Source organism: Aeromonas sp. 2692-1 (assembly GCF_013085505.1).
Classification (GTDB): domain Bacteria; phylum Pseudomonadota; class Gammaproteobacteria; order Enterobacterales; family Aeromonadaceae; genus Aeromonas; species Aeromonas hydrophila.
This window is the reverse complement of sequence record NZ_CP038513.1, coordinates 1651415-1675000: the sequence shown is the minus strand read 5'-3', so window position 1 is coordinate 1675000 and position 23586 is coordinate 1651415. Positions and strand designations below refer to the sequence as shown.

Here is a 23586-nt window from a genome sequence, read left to right as displayed (position 1 = left end):
GCGATAGAGGAAGCGGCTGGGATAAAGCCCGGCAAACTGCTGTTCCATCGCCGGATCCAGCCGCTCGCGGCTACAGCTGCTCGGGTAGCCGCGCTGATACTGGGGCCAGAGCCCGTGCAGCACGAATCCCAGCTGGCGGGAACATTGGTCCCGGTCGGCCGGCTTGATGGCGCAATGCTCCGGTGACCAGGAAAGCGCCATGGCGTAATAGTCAAATTCACCGGCCTCCCCTTTGGCCTGCACGGCAGAGGAGAACCAGGGGGCCAGCAGCATGCCGAGCAGCACAACAATCTTCTTCATCTTGGATATCCAGGGTTATGCACATAATGTCGAGCGGGCCGTTTTGCCCTCGAGAACGGCCATGCTCCCATATTTTGCCCAGAGGGAACACCCTGCCGGGGCGCCGGCCCATGTCGGGGTCAGACCAGTAAAGGGTTTCCCCTCCCGGCACCGAGGCGTAAGCTGACTCTCCGGCGGGCCCGCACGTCCGGCCTGCTTCCCGTCCGCTTTTCTCTTCAACAGGATGTAACATGATCCGCAAGAATCCCTCCGGCCATCTGCCGGTCATCGACGAGTCAGCCTATATCGACAAGACAGCCATCATCTGTGGCAAGGTGATCATCAAGGAGAACGTGTTTGTCGGCCCCTATGCGGTGATCCGCGCCGACGAGGTGGATGCCAGCGGTGACATGGAGCCCATCGTCATCGGCGCCAACTCCAACATTCAGGACGGGGTCGTCATCCACTCCAAGTCCGGCGCCGCCGTCACCATCGGCGAGTACACCTCCATCGCCCATCGCAGCATAGTCCACGGGCCGTGCGAAGTGGGCAACCGGGTGTTCATCGGCTTCAACAGCGTGCTGTTCAACTGCCACATCGGTGACGGCGCCGTGGTGCGCCACAACTCGGTGGTGGACGGCTGCGATCTGCCGCCGGAGTTCTACGTCCCTTCCACCACCCGCATCAACCAGCAGAGCGATCTGGACCATATCCCGCGGGTCTCGGTGGATGCCGCCGAGTTCTCCGAGGACGTGGCCCACACCAACATCGATCTGGTCAAGGGGTACAAGGCGCTTTCCAACGAGTTCTGAGTCCCGCGGTTGCCAGGATCCACAACGGGCGCCAAGGCGCCCGTTGTCACGACTGTAAAGAGGGTGAAAAGGGAGCGTAAAAGCCGTTGAGCTAGCGGCCCACCTGGCGTTTGATGGGCCATCTTCCCTGGATGGAGTCATCCCCATGTCACGTTACCCCCTCGCACTCACTCTGCTGCTTGCCAGCCTGTCGGCCCAGGCTTGCGAGCAGCCCGCCCCACCAGCCGGTCGTCCCGATGCGCGCCCGCCGGCGTTGCCCGCCCCCCTCTATCACGCCAGCAAGCTGGGCCAGGATCCCCAGGCCACCGCCCAGGCGCTGTTCAAGAACATTCCGCCGGCCGAAGCCGACAAGCGCTATGAGGTGGTGGTCAGCGTGCGCGAGCTGCCGCCCCAGCCCATCCGGCTCCAACCTGCCGCAGCCCCACTCAAGGGGCAGTAAAACCCACAGCTGGACCAGCAATGAAAAGGGCGCCGCAGCGCCCTTGTCGAGATCATGAACAAAGTTCCTCTAGCGGGCCCGCACGCAGGCGACGCCGTGAGCCTCTTGCGGCAGATCCGTGATGAGCTCGCCGCTGCCCGGATCGAGCAGGGGTGCCTCCCCGTCATCGTTGGGGGCATCGCTGCTCCAGAGCCGGCTGTAGAGCGGCCAGCCCTGCTCCGTCAGCAGTTTCAGCTCCTCACCGCGCTGATGATAGGCGGCAAACAGCGCCGTCAGCTCCCTGGCCGCCGGCAGGCGCCAATCATCGTGGCCACGCGCCACCAGCTGCTGGCAGTAGTCGCGAGCCCGTTCCTGACTCATCACCACATAGTCGTGGGGGAAGGGGTTGTAATCCCCATCTTCATCCCTGGCGCTGCCGTCGTACGCCAGCGCCAGCCGGTCCGCTTCCGCGCGAGTCAGGGGACAGACGAAGATCAGCTCGCCCGCCGCCAGCTCGGGATGACGGCAGCCCTGGCTGAAGTCGGGCTGGGCATCCACCACCTGCACCGCCAGTTCCAGCATCCGCTCGCTCGTGCTCACCTGCACCCGGGCAGGCCCCACCGCCAGAGCGTGGAGCACCCCATCGCCGTCGACGCTGACCCGCTCCGGCGTCATGCTGCGCCACTGCAAGGGAGCCTGCACCGGATTGCGCGTGCCATCGCTGAGCCGCAGTGTGGCCTGCAAAGCCAGCGTCTGGCCCACTTCCAGCCGGGGCGCTGTCGGCGTCACCTGCAGATCGATCACGATGGCAGGCACCGGCGCCTCGTCAGCCACCCCGCTCAATCCGAGTTCGGCGACCGTGGCCGGGGTGCGCCTCGGCTCGGCAGACACGCTGCGCAGGAACTCGCCGATGGCATCCAGCTCGTCGTTGGAGAGACCGAGCGCATGCAGGTGATCGGAGGCTTGCGGGAAGAAGGGATCGTACTGCGCCACCCCGGTCGGGAAGCCCACCCCGCTGCTCCACTTGGTCACTCCGAAGTTGTACATGGCCACCACCCCCTGCACGGAACTGCCGATGCGCTGCGCCAGGATGGGGAAGACCCCGTTGTGCATATAAGGTGCGGTAAACGCCACATCCCGCAGGCTGGGGGTCTTGAAGCGCCCCATGTCCGCCTTTTGGCGGGTGTGCAGGAAGCGGCCGCGGTCCTCCAGATTGCGGCCATAGTAGGCCAGCCCCACGCTCTCGAACCGGTACTGGCTCAGCAGCGGCCCGGAGTGGCAGTTCATGCAGCGACCATCGGTGCGATAGAGGTGCATCCCCCACAGCGCCTTGTCGCTCAGGGCCTGCCCGTCGCCTTGGACGAAGCGCTCGAAGTCGCTGTCGCGGCTGATGATGGTGCGCTCGAAGGTGGCGATCGCTTTGGCAATCCGCTCCAGGCTGATCCCCTCGTCACCGAACGCCGTGGCAAAGGCCGCCGGGTAGTCGCGGCTGGCCTGCAGACGCGCCAGCAGTTCGTCGTGCTCCAGCGCCATCTCCACCGGGTTCTGGATGGGGTGCAGGGACTGCTCCTCAAGGGAGCCGACCCGGCCATCCCAGAACTGGCTGCTGCTGAAGGCACTGTTGAGGATCGAGGGGGCGTTGCGGGTCCCCTTCTGCCCCTGGTGACCCACCGAGACGCTCAGCCCGTCGCTCCACCCTTTTTGCGGATCGTGGCAGCTGGCACAACTGATGTCTTGCGCCCGGGAGAGCCGCTTGTCGAAGAACAGTTGCTGACCCAGCACCACCTTGGCCCGGCTGTAAGGGTTGTCAGCCGGGAAGGGCACCGCCGGCAGCGGCCCCAGCTCCTGCCACTCGACCCCTCATCAAGCCTGGCCGCCGGCCATTGGGCGGCAGGGCCGGCATACCGGGCGCGCAGGGCGGCCATGTCGGGCATGCTGTCGTCACGGATGACCGAAGGGCGTACCGGATAGGGCGCCAGCGCATACCAGAGCACGCAGCCCTCCCCCTCCTCGAGCCAGCTGCCCGTGGCGGGCTGGTAAAGAGCGGGGCGGCCGGCGCCGTCCTGCAGCCAGATCCGGGTTGGTACAGCCAGGGCAAAGGTGTGTGGGTAGCGCCAACTCTGCTTGCCCGCCGCCAGCAGCCGTTCGAATTCGGCCAGGCCAGGCAGTCGCCAGTCACTGCGCCCGCAGCCAGTCGGCACCACCCCCAGCCCGGCACGGCTGGCCTGCGGCAACGCACTGCTGCCGCTGGCGTGCAGCCAATACTGGCTGCCCTTGACCCCGGCGGGGCTGCGCACATCGTGCAGGCAACGCCAGTCAGTGCCGCTCGTCAGCCGGCCCTGCTCATCAAGGCGCAGCAGGTCGGCCGTCTCCGGCTCGTCAGGCTGGCTGGGTTGAGCGGGATAGAGCAGCAGCCTCGCCGCCTCGATGGGGCCGCTGTTGCTGCGCCGATACCAGCTGCGCTCCCCCTGATCGGCACGCAGGGCCAGCAGCATCTGCCAGCTGTCCGGATAGTTGAGCTCGGCTCCCGGCTGACGCTGGGCCAGCAACAGGGTTGAATAGTCCTGAATGAGCGGCAGCTGTTGCAGACGGATCTGTGCCAGCTGCCCCCACTCGCCCTGATCGAGGGTGCCGTCCCCATTGTGGTCGGCCAGCAGGAACAGCGCCGTCTCCTCTTCATCCAGTCGCAAGGAAGGTGCGTCAGCGCGCCGGGCCGTGGCGCCGAGTTCGGCCACCCGGGCCGTCGCGGCGCGCAGAATATAGCTGCCATCGCTCCCCACCAGCTCCAGCGGCTGATCCAGCAGCAAACCGGCCGGCAGCGTCATGACCAGGGGGCGTTCCTCCCCCACCTCTCCATTCACCGCGATGCCGGTAGCGGCCTGGCGCAGCAGCAGAGTAGCCCCTTGCCCCAGGCGGGTCGTCACATCGAGCCGCACGGTCAACTCGCTGCGGGTATGGGTCGGTACCGGTTCAATCGGCGGCTCTGTGGGCGGCGTCACCACCGGAGGTTCCACCGGCGGCTCTACCACGGGCGGTGTCACCACCGGCACAGAGGGAACGGGCGCCTGGCTATGGTTGTCATTGCAGGCGGTCAGGATCAGCAGGCTGACCAGTAAGAGGCTGGTTTTCATCGTGCAAAGGGTGAGTGGTCTGAGGAGTCGGTGATTATCCAGTTAAATAACAATCATTATCAATATCACCTTGCAAATATGTGTTTTGACAACAGCCACGCTGTCGCGGGCACCATGACAAGAGGGCAGGCATCCGTCGATGCCTGCCCTCTTTATCTCCGTGTACCGGTCACCCGGCAAGTTCAGCTCGCGATCAGGAGCACTTCTTCAGGCTGATATGCCAATTGGCGCCGGATTGCACCTGATGTTGGGCGGCGAAGCTGTCCATGTTCAGCGCCACCGACACCTGCAGCAGGCTGTTGAGGTAGACCAGCGGCTGGCCTTCCGGCACATCGCCAAAGCTGCTGACATAGGGGGCCTTGCCCTCGTATTTCAGCGCATCCCCTTCGCTGATCTTGATGCAGGCGTGGTCGCCCTTGTTGATCCCCGCCTTGGTCAGCAGGCTGTCGTCGATGTTGGTCCAGACGTTGCCGTACTGCACATCCAGGATCGGAATGGTGCCCTTGAGGGTGCCATCCTGCCCGGCCACTGCCGGCTGATAAGGGATCTTCACCACCTCGGCCGGCAGCTTGGGCCCCACCTGCTCATAGCTGATGGCACCGGAGGCGAGCCGGGCGCCGGTGTAGGCATAGACGTCGCGGCCGTGGAAGGTGTAGGACTTCTCGGAGCCCTTGAGGCGGTTGGTCTTCTCGTCGATCTGGCGTACGGTATCGATGCCGAAGTGCTCCGCCACCAGGGTCAAGGTACCGTTGTCCGGGCTGACGATGTAGTGGCCGCTCTTAGTCTTGAGCACCACCGACTTGCGATCGGTGCCGACCCCCGGATCCACCACGCTGACGAACACAGTCCCCTTGGGCCAGTACTGCAGAGTCTGGTAGAGGCGGTAGGAGGCTTCCCAGATGTTGTAGGCCGGGATCTCGTGGGTCAGGTCATAGAGCGGCAGGGTGCGGTCCACCCCGAAGGCGACCCCCTTCATGGCCGAAACGGCGCCATCCTTGAGACCGAAGTCGGTCTGGATCACCAGCGCCTCGTTGGCGGCGGCAAGGCCGCTGGCCAGCAACAGGGCGAGCGCAAGTGCGCGGGGGGTGGTACGAATATCCATATCTGAACTCCTGAAGGTAATAACAAGACAACCATCTAGACATCCAGAATGCCATCGCTTCTGCATATTGCAAGCCGTATTCCCCGGATGGGGGCACCGAAAGCCCTCGCCAGCCGGTCGCGGCGGGTGTATGGATAGGGCTGAGTCGCGACCGCCACAAGGAGATCCCATGACCCGCAACCAGACCGCCATCCTGCTCAGCCTGGGGGAGCACAGCAGCCAGCTGCAGCTGACCCGGGCCGACGGCACCCGCTTTACCCGTGACCTGGGCTTCGGCCTCGAAGCCATGACGCCGGGCCCGTTTCGCCGGGATCCGCCGAGCGCGCTGGAGCTGGAGCAGGCCATCATGGTGGTGGAGGACGTGCTGATGCCGCTGGCCGCCGAGGTACCGCCCCATGAGGTGGTGACCCTGCAGGCGCCGCTGCCGCTGGCCGAAGTGCTCGGCAGTCGTGAACTGAGCCGGGAGAGCCTAGAGCAGCTGTTCGGCCAGTTTGCCGCCATGGTGGAGGGTGACCCGCTGGCCGCCGCCAACCTGCCCAAGACCCGGCGCTTTGCCGCCGCCCTGCTGATCCTGCGCGAATGGATGCACCATCTGTCGGCCGAGCGGGTAGTGCTGGCCGACTGAGTCACACCAGCCTGCCCAAGACCCGGCGCTTTGCCGCCGCCCTCTTGATCCTGCGCGAATGGATGCACCATCTGTCGGCCGAGCGGGTGGTGCTGGCCGACTGAATCACACTAGCCGGCAGCCGGCTCGAAGCGGGTGCGCCAGGCCGCCCAGGCCAACCCCAGGCTGATCAGCACGCTGCCGACGGTGAGCAGATCCACCGCCGCCTGCACGCCGGCGCCATCGCTGACCCAGCCCAGCAGCACCGGCACCCAGTTCGCCACATAGGCGATCACGTAGAAGAGCGACACCAGCCGGGCGTGGCTGGCAGCCGGCGCGATGCGGTTGACCAGGGTCGCACTGCCGACGAACACCGCGCCCTGGGCGTAACCGGCCACCAGCAAGCCGACCACCGCCAGCCACCACGACTGGGCATGCACGGCGCCGGCAAACAGCAGCATGCAGAGCGCCAGCGCCAGGGCGCCGCTTTGCAGGGTGTGACGGGCATCGAGCCGACGGGCCCAGAGCTGGCACAGGCCGGAGAGCACCATGTAGGCCGCGATGAGATAGCCGAACAGGCCGAGATCCCGCAGCCCCAGCAGCTGGCTCGCCACCTTGGGGCCGATGGCCAGCAGGCTGGCCGCCACCGCCCAGGCGGTAAACAGCGCCAGTGCACAAATAAAGAAAGCTACCCCGGTGGCCTTGAGCCCCTCCTCCAGCGATCCCCTGCCCTGCTGCGTTGCCGCAACCGGTGCCCCTTGCGCGCGGGCGGGCCAGCTCAACGCCACCCCCGCCATGGCGCAGGCCGCCAACCCCATGATGAGCAGGAAGGGTAGTTGGGTCGGATAGCACTCCAGCTGCAACGCCAACCCGCTGAACACCGGGCCGAGCGCCAGCCCGGCGGTGAAGGAGAGGGTCGCGCTGAGGGCAGCCCGCTTGCCGCCATCGCGCGGGCCGAAGCGCAGCAGAGCCACGTTGGCGGCGCCGGTCAGGGCGCCGGTGCCGATCCCGGCCAGCACCCGCGCCAGCAATAGCGACCAGAAAGAGTCCGCCAGAGAGAACAGCAGGGCGCCCCCCAGTACCGCCAGCAGGGCCGGCAGGATCATGGCGCGCAGATCGCTCACCCTGCCCGCCAGATTGCCCACCCCGAACAGGGAGATCAGCACCCCGCCCGCATAGCCGCCGTAGATGAGGGTGAGGCTGACATCGCTCAGGGCCAGCACCTGCTGATAATGGGGATAGAGGGGGGTGGGCACGCTGCTGTTGAGCAGCGCCGACATCAGCGCCAGCGGCAGAAACAGCAGGATGGCGCGATGGGAGGTGGCCGCCGCAGAGGGGGCGGCGGCGCAAAGAGATGATGACATGCAAGGCTCCGATGAGGGCGGGCAAGGCCGCTGACGAGAGGCGCCATGATAGCGCCCATCGAGGCCCCTCGACAGCGACACAAATGCATCAGCCTGCTTCAATAATGCATGTCAGTGACATCTATCTGCATGTCGAGAAGGGCACTCTCGCCTTGTGATCCCGCCGGCACTGGCTTCTAATGGGCACGCCCCGCCGGGGCACTTTGAGTGGGAGGCTCGATGATCAACTGGGACGACGCGCGGTTTTTTCTGGCATTGGCACGGCAGGGCACCCTGCGCGGCGCCGCCGGCGTACTGGGGGTCGATCAGGCCACCGTGGGGCGCCGCATCACGGCGCTGGAGCAGAACCTCGGCTCCAAACTCTTTATCCGCACCCCCAAGCTCTATGATCTCAGCCCCCTCGGCGAGGCCATGCTGGCGGATGCCAGCGCCATGGAGCAGGCCATCAAGGCCATCGAACGCAAGGCGAGCGCCGGCGATCAGAGCCTGTGCGGCGAGGTGCGCATCGCCACCACCGACACCCTGGCTCAGGCCTTCGTGCTGCCCGCCCTCACCCTGCTGCGCGAGCGCCACCCCGGCATCCGGCTCAGCCTGCAGACCGCGGTCAGCGTCAGCGACATCGCCTACCGGGAGGCCGATCTCGCCATCCGCGGGCTGCGCCCGGACAACGACGAGCTGGTGATCAAGCGCCTCACCACCATAGAGATGGGGCTCTATGCCTCTCGCGACTATCTGGCCCATCACGGCACGCCCAAGAGCGGCCATGGCCTCAGCCAGCACACCCTGCTGCTGTTTGCCAGGGAGCTGGTCTCCCGCCACTGGCACAGCCTGTGCGGGGAACCGCTGCACGAGCCCAACGTGGTGCTGCAGTGCAACGCCCAGCTGCTGTTGCTGGCGGCGGCCCGTCAGGGGCTCGGCATCGCCCTGCTCTCCACCTTTCTGGCAGACAAGGAGCCGGATCTGGTGCGCGTGCTGCCCACCCTGTGCGATCCGGTCGACATCTGGCTGGTGCTCCACCCCGACTTGCAAAAAGCCAGCCGGGTGCGCGCCGTGGTGGATGCACTGGAAGAGGTGTTTCACTGCCGCTGAACCGGCGGCGCCTTCTGCCCGCAGCCCCGCATCTGTTACCATGCCGGCCATCAAGACTGTTTCCAGCGTGGCGTGGCCGCGCTCATCCCGACGGGTACCCTTATGTCCATTGCCTCCTTCGCCGATCTGGCGCTCTCCCCCCGCTTGCAGCAGACCCTGACCGAGCTTGGTTACGCCGCGCCGACCCCGGTGCAGGCCAGCGCCATCCCGGTCATTCTGGCGGGGCGCGATCTGATGGCGGGTGCCCAGACCGGCACCGGCAAGACCGCCGCCTTCGTGCTGCCGCTGCTGGAGCAGTTGCTGCAACACCCGACGAACGATGCCCCCCGCCCCATCCGCGCCCTGGTGCTGGTACCGACCCGCGAGCTGGCGGTGCAAGTGCATGAGAGCGTCACGCGCTACGCCAAGGGCACCGACCTCACCAGCACGCAAGTCTATGGCGGGGTCAGCATAGCCGCCCAAGTGGAGACGCTGAAAGCCGGGGTGGATATCCTGATCGCCACCCCGGGCCGGCTGCTCGACCATCTGCGGCAGGGGGCGCTGAGTCTGGCCGCGCTGCGCCATCTGGTGTTTGACGAGGCGGACCGGATGCTCGACATGGGCTTTATGGACGAGATCAAGGCGCTGCTGAAACAAATCCCGACGGATCGCCAGACCCTGCTCTTCTCCGCCACCTGCGATGACAACCTGTTTGCCTTGAGCAAGGTGTTGTTGCATGACCCTGAACTGATCGAAGTGGCACCGCGCAACACCACGGCGGCCGAGGTGGAGCAACGGGTCTATACGGTGGATGGCGATCGCAAGCTGGCGCTGGTCGAACACATGCTCAAGGTGAAGGGCTGGGCGCCAGCCTTGATCTTCAGCCGCACCCGCCAGGGGGCCGACAAGCTGGCCCAGCAGCTCGGCAAAGCGGGCGTCAATGCGCTGGCCTTCCACGGTGACCTGTCACAAGGCGCGCGGGAGAAGGTGCTGCTGGAGTTTCGCGCCGGCACTCTGCAGGCGCTGGTTGCCACCGACGTGGCGGCCCGCGGCCTCGATATCACGGATCTCAACTACGTGATCAATATGGAATTCCCGTTTGTGGCGGAGGATTACGTGCACCGCATCGGCCGCACCGGTCGCGCCGGCAACAAGGGGCTCGCCATCACCTTGTTCAGCCCGGAAGATGCGCCGCTGCTGGAGAAGGTGGAGGCGGTGCTCGATACCCGCTTGCCCCAGCAGTGGTTCCCGGGCTTTGAGCCCGACCTGACCCGCTTCGAGCCCGAGCCACGCCGCAGCAGCAAGGGAGCCCTGAAGCAGAAGGCCAGGAAACAGGCCCTCGCGGGCAACAAGGGTGGCAAGGGCCGGCGCTAAGCCACCCCGGCACCGCCAATAAAAAAACGCCCAGTCGGGCGTTTTTTTGTTATCCGATACACACCTGCTCACTCCTACGGCGCAGCCGCCAGTTCCGGCGGCAGGGCCCGCAGGATGCGCTGCTCGGCCAGGGTAGAGAGCACGAACATCACCAGATAACCGAGGCCCAGCGCCACGATAATGGCGACCACGTTGGTGGTGAAGCGGGCCACCAGGTAATAGGCCGCCACCAGCGCCACTATGCCCACCGCGCGGATCAGCAGGCTCTGGGTAAAGTGGCCGTGGGCCTTGATGTAGGCGAGCTGGTAGCCGTTGAGCATCATGAAGATGAAGAAGAGGGAGAAGTGCAGCAGCACCGGCACGGCCCCCAGATAGTCGGCCGGGAACAGCAGTGACACCAGCGGCTTGCCCGCCAGCAGCATCACCAGGAAGAACACCAGGCTGACGATGGCGCTGAGGCGGAAGATCCAGCGCCGGATCAGGCGGATCTGGCGGTGATCGCCGCTGCGCAGATTGACCGCCAGCTCAGGCAGCACGAAGCGGTAGATGGGGAAGACGAACAGGGTGGTCATATAGGTGAAGATGGGGCGCACCACCACCTGAAAATCCCCCAGCTCGTCGAGGCTGAAGTGGCGGATGGTGAGCAGTACCGTGATGTAGATCATCAGGATGCTGGCCCCCGCCTCGAGGGACGCGGTAAAGCTCTTCTTCACATAGCTGCGCATCTCGGGGCCAAGCTCGACCTTGGCCAGCGGCCGGGTGGCGATGGCCCGGCGCCGGTGCAGATACATGTAGCCGGCGATGCCAAGCGAGGAGAAGGTCAGCCCGTAGAAGAGCGAAGGAAGCGCTTCCATCCCGAGGCCAAAGTAGCAGGCCATAAACAGCAAACCGTTGGCCAGCGGCTCCAGCCAGGTGACCCGGTTGGAGATCCCGTACATCCGGTACATGGCCACCAGATTGGTGAAGTAGACCTTGAGCCCGAGCCCGAAGATGACCCCCACCAGTTGCAGATATTCGGCCCGGATATGGAGCCCGTGCTTGATGTAGGGGATCACCAGCCCCCAGGTGAGCAGCACCATGCCAATGAGGAAGTAGCGGAAGATATTGATGATGTCCCGATCGTTCCTGGTCTGGGAGTAGCTCACCACCATGGAAGAGCGAAAGCCGGTCATCAGGATCAAGGAGAGGGAGATCAGATCCACCACGCTGTTGAACAGCGCCAGATCTCCTTTGGCCACCCACTGCGCCAGCCACACCTTGAAGGCGAAGCCGATGATGATGCTGGCAAGGGACGCCCACATGCCGGTGATGAAAGCCTGCTTGAGGCGGCCAAGTGAATCGGGTTGTTCGTCTTGAATTGCGTGCATCACGAAAGGCCCGCTAACTGCGTGAAGAGAGGCCCATCTTATGAAAGGGGGCCGCCCTTGAACAGCCCGAAACAGGGGGCAAGGGCGTCCCCCTGCCAGAAACGCCCGGCCGGGCGTCTCCTTTAGTGCGTCCAGCGCGTCATTCGGCTGCCGCCGCGCCGGCTTATGACTGGGGCGCGGCCTTGATCAGCGCCTCGTAGTGATCGATAAGCTCGGGGCCGTGCAGCGGTGAGTCGTGACCGCCCACCACCGTCTTGATCGGCAGCTTCATCGCCTTGAGCCGCTCAAGCGTCTGTGGATAGGCCTTCACATCGGCAAAGCTCAGGTTGCCCAGCTTCTCCTTGAGGATGCAGTTGCCATAGAGCACCTGCTCATCGGGGAAGTAGACAAAGATGCCGTCCGGGGTATGGGCCGGGCCCGCGTAGAAGGCGCGCAGCTTGCCCTCTTGCAGCGTGAAGTCGCCATCGTGCACCACGTTGGGCAGCACCAGCGGCAAGTCCGGGTACTCCGGCAGCCCCTTGCGGGTAAAGGCGACGATCTCGGCCCAGTCGCTCTTCATCAGATCCCGGGTCTGGCTCGTCGCCACCACCTTGGCACCGATGGACTTCCAGTAGGCGTTACCGCCCGCCCGGTCGGTGTGGTAGTTGGTGTTGATCACCTCCAGCACCGGCTTGCTGCTGACTCTTTTTATCAGCTTGTGCAGCTCGCGGGCGGTATCCGGCGTCCAGGTTGCCCCCACCACCGTCACCCCCTTGGCCCCGAAATAGACCATGGAGTTCTCTTTGACGTAGTAGTTGTCCTCCACCACATAGACAGGGCCGCTCACCTGCTTGAGGGAGATCCCCGCCGCCCGCACGCTGCCACCCCAGAAACTCGCCATCAGCACCACGGCCCCGGCCAATCCGCACTTCATCCAACCTTTCATCATCTTGCTCCCTCGAACCAACCGCCCCCTCGCCACCCCTGTGGCAAGCCGGGCCTTTTAAGCAGTGGGCAGAAGATACGGGGGATGTGTGAGGGGAAAATGAGGTTGTGTGAAGAGAAGGTGAAGTCAGGGGGAAGTCTGGGGAAAATCCGGAGAAATCAGCAGCGATCTCCTATTCGCGATCGTCCGAATACGCTTCGCTATTCGAACCTACAACACAGATTGCGACCCCTCACCCTAACCCTCTCCCGAGGGAGAGGGGATGGTTCTTGCCAATTCCAAGCCATTGATATTCACCCGTATCACACAGCCAAAACACAGCTAGCGGAACCCATTCCGCCCCCTTCTCCCCTTGCGGGAGAAGGGCTGGGGATGAGGGGGAGGTAACAATAATCCCCATCATGTAGGGTCGATTAGCGCAGCGTAATCGCCCGCATACCGCCGTGCACCATGTTATGGCAAGCCAGGCAGGAAACTCCGGATATCAGCAGCCTCTCGGCTACGACCTATTCGCGATCGTCCGAATACGTTTCGTTATTCAAATCTACAGCATTCAAAGCCATGGTTCATTATTACTAAGTGTATTAGTGTTATCTTATTGACCAAGTGTCTTAGACTAGGCATTATATTTTAAGAAATCCAATCAAGACTTATTGGTCATCAGATGAAAACAAACCGCTACGAATATATACCTAGAGGACATAAGCCTAAATTTTTCCGCGGGAAGCAGATAAACGACGAGATTAATTCCAAAGTATCTCGCGTAGATATACTCCTTCAACGAATGGCACACCTAACACAAGTCGCATTATTAGTCCTTGGTGTGTTAGGATATATTTTCACTGTTAGACCAGCATTTCAAAATCAGATCTTACAAGAAGAAACTTCCCGACTAGAGCTAGAAAAACGCTCGTTACAGAAAGACATTGCAAAGCACAAACAAAAAACAATCCAGCTTGATAAGAAAAAAGCATTTTTAGAAAAGGAACTAGTTGCAAAGTCCAATCAACTAGATGAAATCCATTTGCAGATAGAAAAAGCAAAATCAGATGCTTTAAATGCGAAAAATAAAACTGTAATTTTAGAGAAAGTACTAAGAAATGCAGCAAAAAAAATTGATAGATCTAGCTGGGAAATATTAAAGTTGGAATTTAAAACAATTTCTCGATTATCTATATATAACTTAGCCATACAACAAAGTGCGGATATTAAGTCTGTTGATGACCGGGCATTTTTCTTTCAACTACTGAACGATTGGGCTTCTCCTGCAGACATTCTTTATGCAGCGGTTACCAACGCATCAAGAAAGAATATGAACACAAATACAATCCCTGATGGTTTTTATCAAACTCTCTTGTCACACATTAAAGAAAATCAATCAAAATACATCTGTAAGAAACCTGACCCCACAGAACTTAAAGATAATTACGACAATGAAATTATAGAGCAAAAGAACCTATACAAAACAGTTTCTAATAAAAATAGAAATTATTCTATGAAAAATATTACAGACATTATAAATACTACTTCAGATGACTTAGAAAAATACATTAAAAATGATATAACCTATAAAGTAAGGTCAGACTACAATACAAAAATAAATGAAATTAAAATAAATTGCATGCTCTCCGCAATTAATGAAATATCATCATTCATGGACTCAAAAACTGAAGAGTAGAACTCAAAATGAAAACCACCCGCATGGTGAGTGGTTTTCATTTATTGTTACCGGGCTAATCCGAAATATTTAATTCCCAACACCACTCACCCCAACGGCGGCGTGCGTGGCGGCACCATCCGCTTGCTGCCGGTAGACTCGAAGGCCGAGGCGAAGCGCAGCAGCTTGTTGTCGTCATAGGCGCGACCGGCGAAGGTCAGGCCCACCGGCATACCGATATCGGCCATCACCCCCATGGGGACGGTGACGGTCGGCACGCCGAGATGGCGAATGGCGAGGTTGCCGTTGGCAACCCAGATGCCGTTGCTCCAGGCGATATCGGCAGAGGCCGGATTCACATCCGCATCAGCCGGGGCGACATCGGCGACGGTGGGGAACAGCACGGCGTCGAGCTTGAGCCCGTCCATCCAGTCTTCCAAATCCAGCTTGCGGGTCTGCTCCAGACCACGCAGGCCGTCCGGCACAGAGGCTATCTCGTCAAAGCGCTTGAGGCCGCGCTTGGCCATCTTGACGTACTCGTCCATGCCGGCCGCCAGATCGCCCTCGCGGTTCGGCAGGGTGCCCGGATCGTGGGGGAAGATCTGGGGGCCGTCGACATCCTCAAGCTTGTTGAGTTTGGGATCGCCGTTGGCACGCAGGAAGTCGTCGAACGCCCAGCCTGAGAGCTCCCACAGCTCGTCGTTGAGGAACTCGGGGCTCACGATGCCGCGATTGAACACGGTCGGCGCGCCGGGTCTGTCCCCTTCGCAGTTGGAGACCAGCGGGAAGTCCACTTCGATGACTTCGGCGCCAGCGGCTTCCAGCGCCTGACGGGCCTGCTCCCACAGGGCAATCACGGTCGGACGAGTATGGATGCGCTGACCGGTCGGGCCGCCGATGCCGGGGTTTTCGCTGGTGCCGGCCAGTTCATCCTTGTTGATAAACATGCGCGGCACGCCGAGGCGCTTGCCCTTGAGGGCATCGGCCTTGGCTGCCAGTTCCAGATAGGAAGCCGGACGCACCTCGGAGGCCTTGGGCAGCTGCACCCAGGGCTGCAGGCGCCACAGATCGCCACGGGTGTCGCTATCGTCGGCCACCACTACATCGAGCACTTCCAAGAGATCGGCCATGGTGCGGGCATAAGGCACCACCACATCCATGGTCGGCGTCAGCGGCCAGTTGCCGCGCACCGAAATCACGCCACGGGACGGGGTGTAGGCACACAGACCGTTGTTAGATGCAGGGCCACGGCCGCTCGACCAGGTCTCTTCGGCCAGACCAAAGGCGGAGAAGCTGGCGGCGGTGGCGGTACCGGCCCCGTTGGAGGAGCCGGAGGCAAAGGGCGCAGTCAGGTAGTCGGCGTTGTAGGGGCTCTCGGCACGGCCATAGACGCCGCGCTGCATACCGCCATTGGCCATCGGCGGCATATTGGTTTTACCCAGGCAGATGGCACCGGCGGCGCGCAGGCGCTCAACGGTAAAGGCATCGCGCTGGGCCACCAGATCCTTGAAGGCCGGGCTGCCGGAGGCGGCAGTCAGCCCCTTGACCAGATAGCTGTCTTTGGCGGTGTAGGGGATGCCGTCGAGCGGCCCCAGAGTTTCGCCACGAGCGCGGCGCGCATCGGACGCTTGCGCCTCTTTCAGCGCATCGGGATTGGGCACCACCAGGGCGTTGAGGCGGGTTTGTGTCTCGGGGCCGTTGTACGCCTTGATCCGGGCCTGATAGGCCTTGACCAGTTCGACCGCTGTGGTGCGGCCTGCTTCGAGCGCGGCACGCAGCTCGGCAATGGAAACCTCGGTCACTTCGATCATGGGGATCTCCTGTAAAAGGGTGACTGTTTGTCATGATGATCGCCGCATCAGCGCCTGCGACCATCACGTCATCAAGAGATAAAACCCCACTGAGTGGGGTTTTGAATTTCTACACTCTTCGACCAGCTTACTGACCTGAAGGGATCTGCTGGGTAATGCAGTGGATATTGCCACCGCCCAGCAGGATCTCGCGGGCCGGCACGCCGACGACCTTATGCTCCGGGAAGATCTCTTCCAGAATGCGCTGGGCTTCGCCGTCGGTGGCGGCATCCAACAGCGGGTAGACGATGCGATCGTTGGTGATGAGGAAGTTCACGTAGGAGCCGGCCAGACGACCTTCTGCCTCGCGCGGCACACCGGTACCGCTCTCGACGCCGGCAGACTCTTCCTGGGTGCAGTAGAGCGGGCCCGGCTGGGGCAGCTTCCACACTTTCAGCTTGCGACCCTTGGCGTCGACCGCCGCTTCCAGCACCTTGAGGGCGGCCAGGGAGCGGGCGTACTGGGGATCGTTCTGGTCGTCAGTCCAGTGCAGAGCCACTTCCCCCGGACGCACGAAGCAGCACATGTTGTCGATGTGGCCGTCGGTCTCGTCCATGTAGACGCCTTCATCCAGCCAGATAAAGCTCTTCACACCCAGATAGTCGCGCAGGTGCGCTTCGATCTGCTCTTTGCTCAGGTGCGGGTTGCGGTTTTCGTTGAGCAGGCACTCGGCGGTGGTCAGGCAGGTGCCTTCGCCGTCGACGTGGATGGAGCCCCCTTCCAGAATGAGCGGCGCATCGTAACGATCCATGCCGTGCTGTGCCAGCATCTGGGCCGCCACTTGCTCGTCTTGATCCCAGGGGTAGTAGAGACCGCCCTTGTGGCCGCCCCAGGCGTTGAAGCCCCAATCCACCCCACGGCACTCGCCGGCTGCGTTGGTGACTATGGTGGGGCCGCTGTCGCGGGCCCAGCAGTCATCGCTGTTCATCTCGACCAGGGTGACGTGGCTGGGCATGATGGCGCGGGCCTGCTCCATAAACTGGGCCGGCACCCCCATAAAGACCGGGGTGGCTTGCCCAATGGCATCCGCCACCTTGGCGAAGGTGGCTTGCGCGAAGCGACCGGCCTCACGCCAGTTGTCCGGGCGAAACGGCCAGATCATCCAGACGGCCTGCTGGTGTGCCCACTCGGCGGGCATGGTGAAGCCGTCAGCGGCCGGCGTGGTGTTCATGGTCTTGATGCTCATCGCAAGGCTCCTTGCATGGATTGAGACCCCGCAGGCATGAAAACGCGGCGCGGGGATCCTGGAAAAATAACAGTGGTCGCAGTGTAAGAAGTTGCGCTCACATCCATCAAATGAATAGGATGGATTGTCCCATAAGCCTGGCAAATAATCTTGATGAAACTGCACCAGCTCGACCTCAACCTGCTGCTCGCCTTTGACGCCCTGATGGCGCAGGGCAGCGTCACCCGCGCCGCCGAAACGCTCTTTATCAGCCAGCCCGCCATGAGCCATGCGCTCAATCGGCTGCGCACCTTCTTTGGCGATCCGCTGCTGGTGCGCACCCCGCAGGGAATGCTGCCAACCCCGCGCGCCCAGCGGCTGCATCTTGGCGTGCAGCAGGCGCTGCGGCTGCTGGAGCAGCAGCTCAGCGACGAGGAGGTGTTCGAACCGAGCCAGTCGAAACGCCGCTTCGTGCTCTGCACCACGGATTACGTGGAGTGCGTGCTAATCCCGCCCCTTATCCAGCGCCTCAAACGGCTGGCGCCCGGGGTCACCATCGAGATCCGCATCCTGCGCGACACCCTGCCCGAAGCCGAGCTGGCGAGCGGCGAGATAGACCTGGTGCTGGGCTTTGACGAGTACATGCAGGTGCCGGGGTATCTCGGCAAGGAGACCTGGCTCACCGAGCCGCTGGCCGGGCTGGTGCGCGCCGATCTGCCGATGACCACCCCGGCGCTCGCCGAGAGTGGGGATGACCGGGCGCTGCAGGCCGAGCGCATCAGCTTGGCGCAGCTGATCGAGATGCCCCATGTGTTCCACTCGCCCCTTGGCACCTCGGAGGCGAGCCTGGATCGCTATCTGAAGACGCTGGGCTTCAGTCGCACCATCTCGGTCAACAGCCAGAGCTATATGTCCGCCGCCGCCATCGTCAGCCAGAGCGATCACCTGCTGGTGCTGCCCAGCATGGTGGCCGAGCTGCTCGCCAGCCACTGGCCGCTGAAAAGCCTGCCGCTGCCCGAAGATGTGCCGGATTATCACCTCAACTGCGTCTGGCATCCGGTGCATGCGCAGCAACCCGCGCTGGTGTGGCTCAAGAATCTGATGAAGGAGCTGGTGAATCCGGAGTAACCCGGCAACGTGTGCACCCCCTCATCCCCAACCCTTCTCCCGCAAGGGGAGAAGGGAGCTGATCTGCGCCACTGGCAGCATGGCTGACAACCTGTCTGCCGGGGCGAAATACATCCCACCAGCACATCGACCTATCGATTCATCAGTTCATCAGTTCATCAGTTCATCAGTTCATCAGTTCATCAGTTCATCAGTTCATCAGTTCATCAGTTCATCAGTTCATCAGTTCATTGTCACACCACGCCACGATGGCCCCGAGATGACCAACAAAATGACAACTGTCACTCGATCTTTCCCCTCTCCCTCTGGGAGAGGGCCAGGGTGAGGGGAAGCAACCCTCTCAGTCACCAGAACGGGGAATGGCTATATCTAATAGGGTCGAATAGCTCTGGATAGGCACCATGAGAACCCATCCGTTTGCCAAACGCATGAGGCGAGAAGCCACCCTTGCCGAACAGAAGTTGTGGCTGCAATTGCGCGACCGCCGTCTGGCAGGGGTGAAATTCCGTCGCCAGATGCCCATCGGGCCCTACATTGTCGATTTCATCTCTCTTGAGCAGAGGCTGATCATCGAGGTAGACGGGTCACAGCACAACGAACCGGCAGGGCGACAATATGATGGCGCAAGAACGGCCTACCTCAATCAGCAGGGCTTTCGGGTGATCAGGGTGTGGAATAACGATGTGTTGAGTCGGATGGATGTCGTACTGGCCCATATTTGGCTCTCATTGCGCTGAGCAGAGCCCTCCCCCTCATCCCCAACCCTTCTCCCGCAAGGGGAGAAGAGAGCAAACAACCCGGCGGCGTGTGGCATCCCCAGAAACAACCATGGCTCCCGCGGGAGCCATGGTTGTTTCTGGGCGGGGCATTACGCCCGCAGGGCTGTCATCAACTGGGTGACCACGCCGCCCAGCAGGGCGGGATCGGGGCGGCACTGGGCGAAGGTGACCAGGCCCTGGATGTTGATGAGCAGGAAGGCGGTCAGGGTCGGAATGTCGCGCCCGGCCACCAGCTCGCCGCGCTCGAGGGCCAGGCTCAGCACCGCCGCCAGATCCGCATCCAGCTCGCCATAGATGGCCTTGAGTTTCAGGTGCAGTTCTTCGTCCTGCTCCGCCAGCTCCATCAGGGTGCGGGTCACCAGACAGGTGCCACAGAGAGCGTCGTTCACCACCTGCTCGAGGTAGGCCTGCACCCCCGCCAGCGGGCTCGCGGCGGCGAAGAAGCCTCGCCGCAGGGCGCTCTTCTCCTGTACATAGTGATCGACTGCCGCCAGCAGCAGGCCGCGCTTGTTGCCAAACGCCGCGTAGAGACTGCCCGGATGCAACCCGGTCGCCGCCACCAGCTCCTGCATGGTGGTCTTGGCGTAACCCTTGGCCCGAAATGCCTCCATGGCATTTCGCAAGACGTCGTCCCGGTTGAACTCGGCGCTGCGCATGGTTTCTCCGTTGAAAAAGCGGATTCACCGGCCAAGGGCCGGCGAGGGGGTATAAGAGGGCGGCAAGTTTACCCCAGCGGGCCAACAACACCAACCCATGTTGAATGCTCGTTCAAAAAAGACTTGCACACAAAACAAAAAACGTCTTGAATGCACGTTCAAGAATCACTCCCTCAGGACAGACGATCATGAATACCCTGTTTCAGCCCTATCGCCTCAACGACACCCTCACCCTCGCCAACCGTTTCATGATGGCTCCCCTCACCCGCTGCATGGCAGGCCCGGGCCTGGTGCCGACCGAGCAGATGGCCGCCTATTACGCGCGCCGCGCCGACATCGGCCTCATCATCTCCGAAGCCACCATCATTCGGCCGGACGGGCAGGGCTACCCCAACACCCCGGGGATCTACAGCGCCGAGCAGATCGCCGGCTGGAAGAAAGTGACCGGCGCCGTGCATGCCAACGGCGGCAAGATCTTCGCCCAGCTGTGGCACGTGGGTCGTCTCTCCCACCCCTTCTTCCACCACGCCGAAGTGCTGGCCCCCTCTGCCGTTGCCCACGAGGGCACGGTGCCCCGCATGCGCGAGCTGGTCTATCAGGTGCCGCGCGCCCTGACCGAGAGCGAAATCGCCCAGTTGGTCGAGGATTACGCCCAGGCCGCCGCCAACGCCATCGAGGCGGGCTTTGACGGGGTGGAGATCCACGGTGCCAACGGCTACCTCATCGATCAGTTCCTGCACCACGCCAGCAACCTGCGTACCGACAACTACGGCGGCAGCCCGGAGAACATGAGCCGCTTCGCGCTGGAGGTGGTGGATGCCATCAATGCCCGCATCGGCGGGGATCGGGTGGGCCTGCGCCTCTCCCCCGGTGCCTACGTGCACCTCGAAGGGGATACGCGGGATCGCGCCGTGTTCGACCACCTGCTGGCCGAGCTGAACCAGCGCGACCTGGCCTATGTGCATCTGGGCATCTTCGATGACAGCCTCACCTTCGACTACCTGGACGGCCGCGCCTCCGACTACCTGCGCGCCCGCTACGACGGTCATCTGGTGGGAGTGGGCAACTACAGCGCCGAGACCGCCGCCGAGGCCATCAAGGCCGACCGCTTCGACCTCGTCGCCATCGGTCGCCCGCTCATCGCCAACCCGGACTATCTCGCCAAAGTGAAACAGGGCGACGCTCTGGTTCCCTATGCCGACACCATGCTGGCCGAGCTGGTCTAACGCTCGCCGGCACCTTGCCTGACCAAGGATGGGATCCGCGCCCTCGCGCGGGTTTCCAATGTTTGGGCCCCCTCCCGGGCCCTTTTTTGTGTCCGCTCGTCATGCCCGCCGGTTTCGTGATCCTTCGCTGACCCAATAAAAAGTTGCTAGTAACAACTAGTTGGCTATATTGGTTGTTGATGACAACCAAATAGGAAGCCCTGATATGGATCCCCGCCCCCTGCGCGCCCTGTCGCGCGATCTGGTACGCGAACTCGGCATGCTCTCCCAGCAGTGCGGCGAACTGGCGCTCAGCCCGCTCGAAGCCCATCTGCTGATCGAGCTGGAGAGCGGCCCCGCCACCAACCAGCAACTGGCCGAACGGCTGCGCATCGACAAGTCCAACGCCAGCCGCCCGCTGGCCCGCCTGGCCGAGCGCGAGCTCATCAGCTGGCACCCCCATCCGTCCGATGGCCGCAGCAAGGAGGCGCGCCTCACCATCGCCGGTCAGGCCCAGCTGCTGGATCTGCATCAGGAGATGGACAACGCCATGGAAGAGACCCTGGCCCAGCTCACCCTCGCCGAGCGCGAGCAGCTGTGGACCGGTCTGCGCCTCTATCGCAGCGCCCTCTCTCGCGCCCGTCGCCAGCAGGGTTACCACATCCGTCCCATCACAGCCGCCGACAACCCCCATATCGCCGCCGTGATCCGTGCCGTCTCCGCCGAATACGGGCTCACCGCTGACAAGGGCTACGGGGTGGCCGACCTCAATCTGGATCGGCTGCATGAAACCTACCAGGGCGCGCAGAGCCGCTACTGGGTGATCGAGGGGCCGGACGGCACCATTCTCGGCGGAGGCGGCATAGCGCCGCTGGCGGGGGAAGAGGGGCAAGTCTGCGAGCTGCAGAAGATGTACTTCATGCCCTCCCTGCGCGGGCTGGGGCTGGGACGCCGGCTGGTGCTGCAGGCACTGGACGAGGCGCGCGCGCTCGGCTATCAGCGCTGCTACCTGGAGACCACCGCCGTGCTGCGCGAGGCCACCGCGCTCTACGAATCCCTGGGCTTTGAACACCTGCCGGGCCCGCTTGGCTGCACTGGCCACGATGCCTGCGAGATCTGCATGGTGCTGGCGCTTGGCGCCGAGGATGGCCAGCGACCGGCCTGAGTGATCAGCTCGGGATAAAAGGGCGGCACCGATGCCGCCCTTTTGTTTGGCTGCCGCTCAGAGCTGGGCGGCGGGCGGCACGAAACGCAGCGCCACCCCGAGTCGGTTCCAGCTGTTGATGGTGGCCACCGTCACCGACAGCTGCACTATCTGGGCCTCGCTGAAGTGCTCGCGCAGCTCGCCATAGAGGGCGTCGGGCACGCCGTCCGGCGGCAGCCGGGTCAGGCTCTCGGTCCAGGCCAGGGCCGCCCGCTCCGGGGCGCTGAACACGGTAGCGTCCCGCCAGGCCGCCAGCTGATCCAGCTTGGCCTGCCCCACCCCGCTGCGACGGGCGATGTTCAGGTGATACTGCAGGCAGAAGCTGCAACCGTTGAGCTGGGAGGCGCGCAGCTTCACCAGCTCGCTCAGGCTCTTGTCGAGGCCAGTCTCGTCCACCGCCTTGCCGGCGGCGATCAGGGCGTCGTGAGCCGCCGGCAGCAGCTGGCGAAAGTCGGGGTAATCGATGCGGGTGCTCATTCTGGTGTTCTCCTTGGGCATGATTTAATATCAGGGCACGAACAACATATCAGCACCCTGACATGATAAACAAGCCCCCCTTGAGTACAGAGTTGCCCATCCCCCTGCCCGCCCCCGGCGAGGGTAAGCGCGGCGAAGCGGGCCACCTCGGCTATCTGCTGCGCCAGGCCGCGGCCGCCCAGCGCCTGCGCATGGAGCGAGCACTGGCGGACCTGCCCATCACGGCGCCCCAGTTTGCCCTGCTCACCATGCTGGATGCCTACCCCGGCAGCTCCAACGCCGAGCTCGCCCGCCTCACCCTGCTCACTCCCCAGACGGTGAGCCCCATGGTGACCAGCCTGGAGCGCAGCGGCCTGCTGGCTCGCACCCCTCACCTCCAGCATGGCCGCATCCAGCAGCTCAGTCTGAGCCCGGCGGGCGCCACGCTGCTGGCCGAGGCCAAGGCCAGAGTCGCCCGGCTGGAGCAGGACCTGGCCGCCCCGCTGGCCGAGGAGGAGTTGCAACTCGTCAAACGCTGGCTGGCGAACCTCGCCAGCGGCATGGAGAGCGAGGCCTGACGCCAGCCGGTGTTAGCGGACGGTGTTTGCAGTCAGGCCAAGGCAGACAGGGGCGCTGGGCGCTTGTCAGGTGGGGAAGTAGAACCAGGCAGTCTTGATAAGATCCGCCTCCACTTCGAAGACGGCCATGCTCTCCAGCGGCTCGGGGGAGAGGCCATAGATCAACTCGTGATCAAACACCTTGTTGCCGATGACGGTTCTCGACAGCAGCTCGGCCCGGAGCAGCGGGTTATTGAATCTGTGCTCGGCATAGAATGTTCTGAGCGCCCCCTTGCCCACCGTGCTCGGGCTCTCCGTCGGCATCCGGTATCCCTTGAACTCCTCGGAGAAGCAGGCCAGGAAGGCCTCGAGATCGTGGGCGTTGTAAGCGTTAAATTGTGCCTCGACGGGCAGTTCGACCGACATGCATCACTCCCTGAATCATCTAACAGCCTCCTTTATAGGGGGCATTGCCCCCCTTGTCG

At 62.9% G+C, this 23586-nt stretch carries 24 protein-coding genes (1 of these 24 running past the window's edge); 12 read left to right on the top strand and 12 right to left on the bottom strand.

Annotation, left to right across the window (positions count from 1 at the left end; genetic code table 11):
* On the bottom strand, window positions 1-300 hold the start of the coding sequence (locus E5E97_RS08235; RefSeq protein ID WP_060390369.1) for a ribonuclease. 348 nt of this gene lie to the left of the window's left edge; only the first 300 of its 648 coding nucleotides appear in the window; it begins with the start codon at window positions 298-300; its stop codon lies off the left edge, out of view.
* A gap of 230 nt (window positions 301-530) precedes the next feature.
* On the opposite strand from E5E97_RS08235, the gene E5E97_RS08230 reads away from it, so the two are divergent.
* Window positions 531-1091 carry a carbonic anhydrase gene (locus E5E97_RS08230; RefSeq protein WP_005309014.1) on the top strand — a complete coding sequence of 187 codons (561 nt, stop codon included), beginning with the start codon at window positions 531-533 and terminating at the stop codon, window positions 1089-1091.
* Between the two features lie 145 nt (window positions 1092-1236).
* Window positions 1237-1530 (top strand): hypothetical protein, encoded by a 294-nt coding sequence (locus E5E97_RS08225; protein ID WP_130633027.1) that lies wholly within the window; start codon window positions 1237-1239, stop codon window positions 1528-1530.
* Window positions 1531-1599: 69 nt separating this feature from the next.
* Here the strand turns inward: E5E97_RS08225 and E5E97_RS23490 are convergent, their stop codons facing one another.
* The 3 genes from E5E97_RS23490 to E5E97_RS08215 all read right to left on the bottom strand — a co-directional run bounded on the left by E5E97_RS23490 (window position 1600) and on the right by E5E97_RS08215 (window position 5742).
* Window positions 1600-3291 carry a cytochrome c peroxidase gene (locus E5E97_RS23490; RefSeq protein ID WP_253265156.1) on the bottom strand — a complete coding sequence of 564 codons (1692 nt, stop codon included), beginning with the start codon at window positions 3289-3291 and terminating at the stop codon, window positions 1600-1602.
* The gene (locus tag E5E97_RS23485; RefSeq protein WP_253265148.1) at window positions 3189-4640 is read right to left on the bottom strand and encodes a hypothetical protein; all 1452 of its coding nucleotides are present in this window, start codon (window positions 4638-4640) and stop codon (window positions 3189-3191) included. Before E5E97_RS23485 ends, E5E97_RS23490 begins: the two co-directional genes overlap by 103 nt.
* A gap of 193 nt (window positions 4641-4833) precedes the next feature.
* Complete coding sequence (locus tag E5E97_RS08215; RefSeq protein ID WP_171280150.1) at window positions 4834-5742, bottom strand: S-adenosyl-l-methionine hydroxide adenosyltransferase family protein; 909 nt, start codon at window positions 5740-5742, stop codon at window positions 4834-4836.
* Window positions 5743-5911: 169 nt separating this feature from the next.
* On the opposite strand from E5E97_RS08215, the gene E5E97_RS08210 reads away from it, so the two are divergent.
* Together E5E97_RS08210 and E5E97_RS08205 are read left to right on the top strand one after the other, a co-directional pair.
* Window positions 5912-6367 (top strand): hypothetical protein, encoded by a 456-nt coding sequence (locus E5E97_RS08210; protein WP_043172097.1) that lies wholly within the window; start codon window positions 5912-5914, stop codon window positions 6365-6367.
* Complete coding sequence (locus E5E97_RS08205; protein ID WP_171279646.1) at window positions 6322-6471, top strand: hypothetical protein; 150 nt, start codon at window positions 6322-6324, stop codon at window positions 6469-6471. The genes E5E97_RS08210 and E5E97_RS08205 overlap by 46 nt, the downstream gene beginning before the upstream one ends.
* Window positions 6472-6477: 6 nt before the next feature.
* Here E5E97_RS08205 and E5E97_RS08200 read toward each other — a convergent pair whose 3' ends face one another.
* Entirely contained in the window at window positions 6478-7710 is a 1233-nt protein-coding gene (locus E5E97_RS08200) for an MFS transporter (RefSeq protein WP_171280149.1), read from the bottom strand.
* Between the two features lie 219 nt (window positions 7711-7929).
* On the opposite strand from E5E97_RS08200, the gene E5E97_RS08195 reads away from it, so the two are divergent.
* Together E5E97_RS08195 and E5E97_RS08190 are read left to right on the top strand one after the other, a co-directional pair.
* Window positions 7930-8799, top strand: coding sequence for a LysR family transcriptional regulator (locus tag E5E97_RS08195; protein WP_171280148.1), 870 nt, complete (start codon window positions 7930-7932; stop codon window positions 8797-8799).
* Window positions 8800-8901: 102 nt separating this feature from the next.
* The gene (locus E5E97_RS08190; protein ID WP_171280147.1) at window positions 8902-10152 is read left to right on the top strand and encodes a DEAD/DEAH box helicase; all 1251 of its coding nucleotides are present in this window, start codon (window positions 8902-8904) and stop codon (window positions 10150-10152) included.
* A gap of 74 nt (window positions 10153-10226) precedes the next feature.
* Here the strand turns inward: E5E97_RS08190 and E5E97_RS08185 are convergent, their stop codons facing one another.
* Together E5E97_RS08185 and E5E97_RS08180 are read right to left on the bottom strand one after the other, a co-directional pair.
* Window positions 10227-11519 carry a lipopolysaccharide biosynthesis protein gene (locus E5E97_RS08185; protein ID WP_171280146.1) on the bottom strand — a complete coding sequence of 431 codons (1293 nt, stop codon included), beginning with the start codon at window positions 11517-11519 and terminating at the stop codon, window positions 10227-10229.
* A 163-nt stretch (window positions 11520-11682) separates the two neighbouring features.
* Window positions 11683-12444 (bottom strand): CphA family subclass B2 metallo-beta-lactamase, encoded by a 762-nt coding sequence (locus E5E97_RS08180; RefSeq protein ID WP_253265147.1) that lies wholly within the window; start codon window positions 12442-12444, stop codon window positions 11683-11685.
* Between the two features lie 664 nt (window positions 12445-13108).
* On the opposite strand from E5E97_RS08180, the gene E5E97_RS08175 reads away from it, so the two are divergent.
* A complete protein-coding gene (locus tag E5E97_RS08175; RefSeq protein WP_171280144.1) occupies window positions 13109-14122 on the top strand; it encodes a hypothetical protein in 1014 nt (337 codons plus the stop codon).
* A gap of 86 nt (window positions 14123-14208) precedes the next feature.
* Here E5E97_RS08175 and E5E97_RS08170 read toward each other — a convergent pair whose 3' ends face one another.
* Together E5E97_RS08170 and aguA are read right to left on the bottom strand one after the other, a co-directional pair.
* The gene (locus E5E97_RS08170; protein ID WP_171280143.1) at window positions 14209-15912 is read right to left on the bottom strand and encodes an amidase; all 1704 of its coding nucleotides are present in this window, start codon (window positions 15910-15912) and stop codon (window positions 14209-14211) included.
* A 127-nt stretch (window positions 15913-16039) separates the two neighbouring features.
* Entirely contained in the window at window positions 16040-17137 is a 1098-nt protein-coding gene (gene aguA / locus E5E97_RS08165) for an agmatine deiminase (RefSeq protein WP_171280142.1), read from the bottom strand.
* A 153-nt stretch (window positions 17138-17290) separates the two neighbouring features.
* Between aguA and E5E97_RS08160 the strand changes: the two genes are divergently transcribed.
* A complete protein-coding gene (locus E5E97_RS08160) occupies window positions 17291-18244 on the top strand; it encodes a LysR family transcriptional regulator (RefSeq protein ID WP_171281210.1) in 954 nt (317 codons plus the stop codon).
* Between the two features lie 401 nt (window positions 18245-18645).
* Window positions 18646-18981, top strand: a complete 336-nt coding sequence (locus E5E97_RS08155) for an endonuclease domain-containing protein (protein WP_073348885.1) — start codon at window positions 18646-18648, stop codon at window positions 18979-18981.
* Between the two features lie 131 nt (window positions 18982-19112).
* Here the strand turns inward: E5E97_RS08155 and E5E97_RS08150 are convergent, their stop codons facing one another.
* Window positions 19113-19679 carry a TetR/AcrR family transcriptional regulator gene (locus E5E97_RS08150; protein WP_171280141.1) on the bottom strand — a complete coding sequence of 189 codons (567 nt, stop codon included), beginning with the start codon at window positions 19677-19679 and terminating at the stop codon, window positions 19113-19115.
* Window positions 19680-19867: 188 nt separating this feature from the next.
* On the opposite strand from E5E97_RS08150, the gene E5E97_RS08145 reads away from it, so the two are divergent.
* On the top strand, window positions 19868-20905 hold the full coding sequence (locus E5E97_RS08145; protein ID WP_171280140.1) for an alkene reductase: 1038 nt from the start codon (window positions 19868-19870) through the stop codon (window positions 20903-20905).
* Window positions 20906-21110: 205 nt separating this feature from the next.
* Window positions 21111-22049 (top strand): bifunctional helix-turn-helix transcriptional regulator/GNAT family N-acetyltransferase, encoded by a 939-nt coding sequence (locus tag E5E97_RS08140; RefSeq protein WP_171280139.1) that lies wholly within the window; start codon window positions 21111-21113, stop codon window positions 22047-22049.
* 57 nt (window positions 22050-22106) lie between these two features.
* Here E5E97_RS08140 and E5E97_RS08135 read toward each other — a convergent pair whose 3' ends face one another.
* The gene (locus E5E97_RS08135) at window positions 22107-22565 is read right to left on the bottom strand and encodes a carboxymuconolactone decarboxylase family protein (RefSeq protein ID WP_171280138.1); all 459 of its coding nucleotides are present in this window, start codon (window positions 22563-22565) and stop codon (window positions 22107-22109) included.
* A gap of 80 nt (window positions 22566-22645) precedes the next feature.
* Here E5E97_RS08135 and E5E97_RS08130 point away from each other — a divergent pair, with 80 nt between their 5' ends.
* Window positions 22646-23122, top strand: a complete 477-nt coding sequence (locus E5E97_RS08130) for a MarR family winged helix-turn-helix transcriptional regulator (protein ID WP_253265146.1) — start codon at window positions 22646-22648, stop codon at window positions 23120-23122.
* 66 nt (window positions 23123-23188) lie between these two features.
* Here the strand turns inward: E5E97_RS08130 and E5E97_RS08125 are convergent, their stop codons facing one another.
* A complete protein-coding gene (locus tag E5E97_RS08125) occupies window positions 23189-23527 on the bottom strand; it encodes a nuclear transport factor 2 family protein (RefSeq protein ID WP_171280136.1) in 339 nt (112 codons plus the stop codon).
* Window positions 23528-23586: the final 59 nt, after the last annotated feature.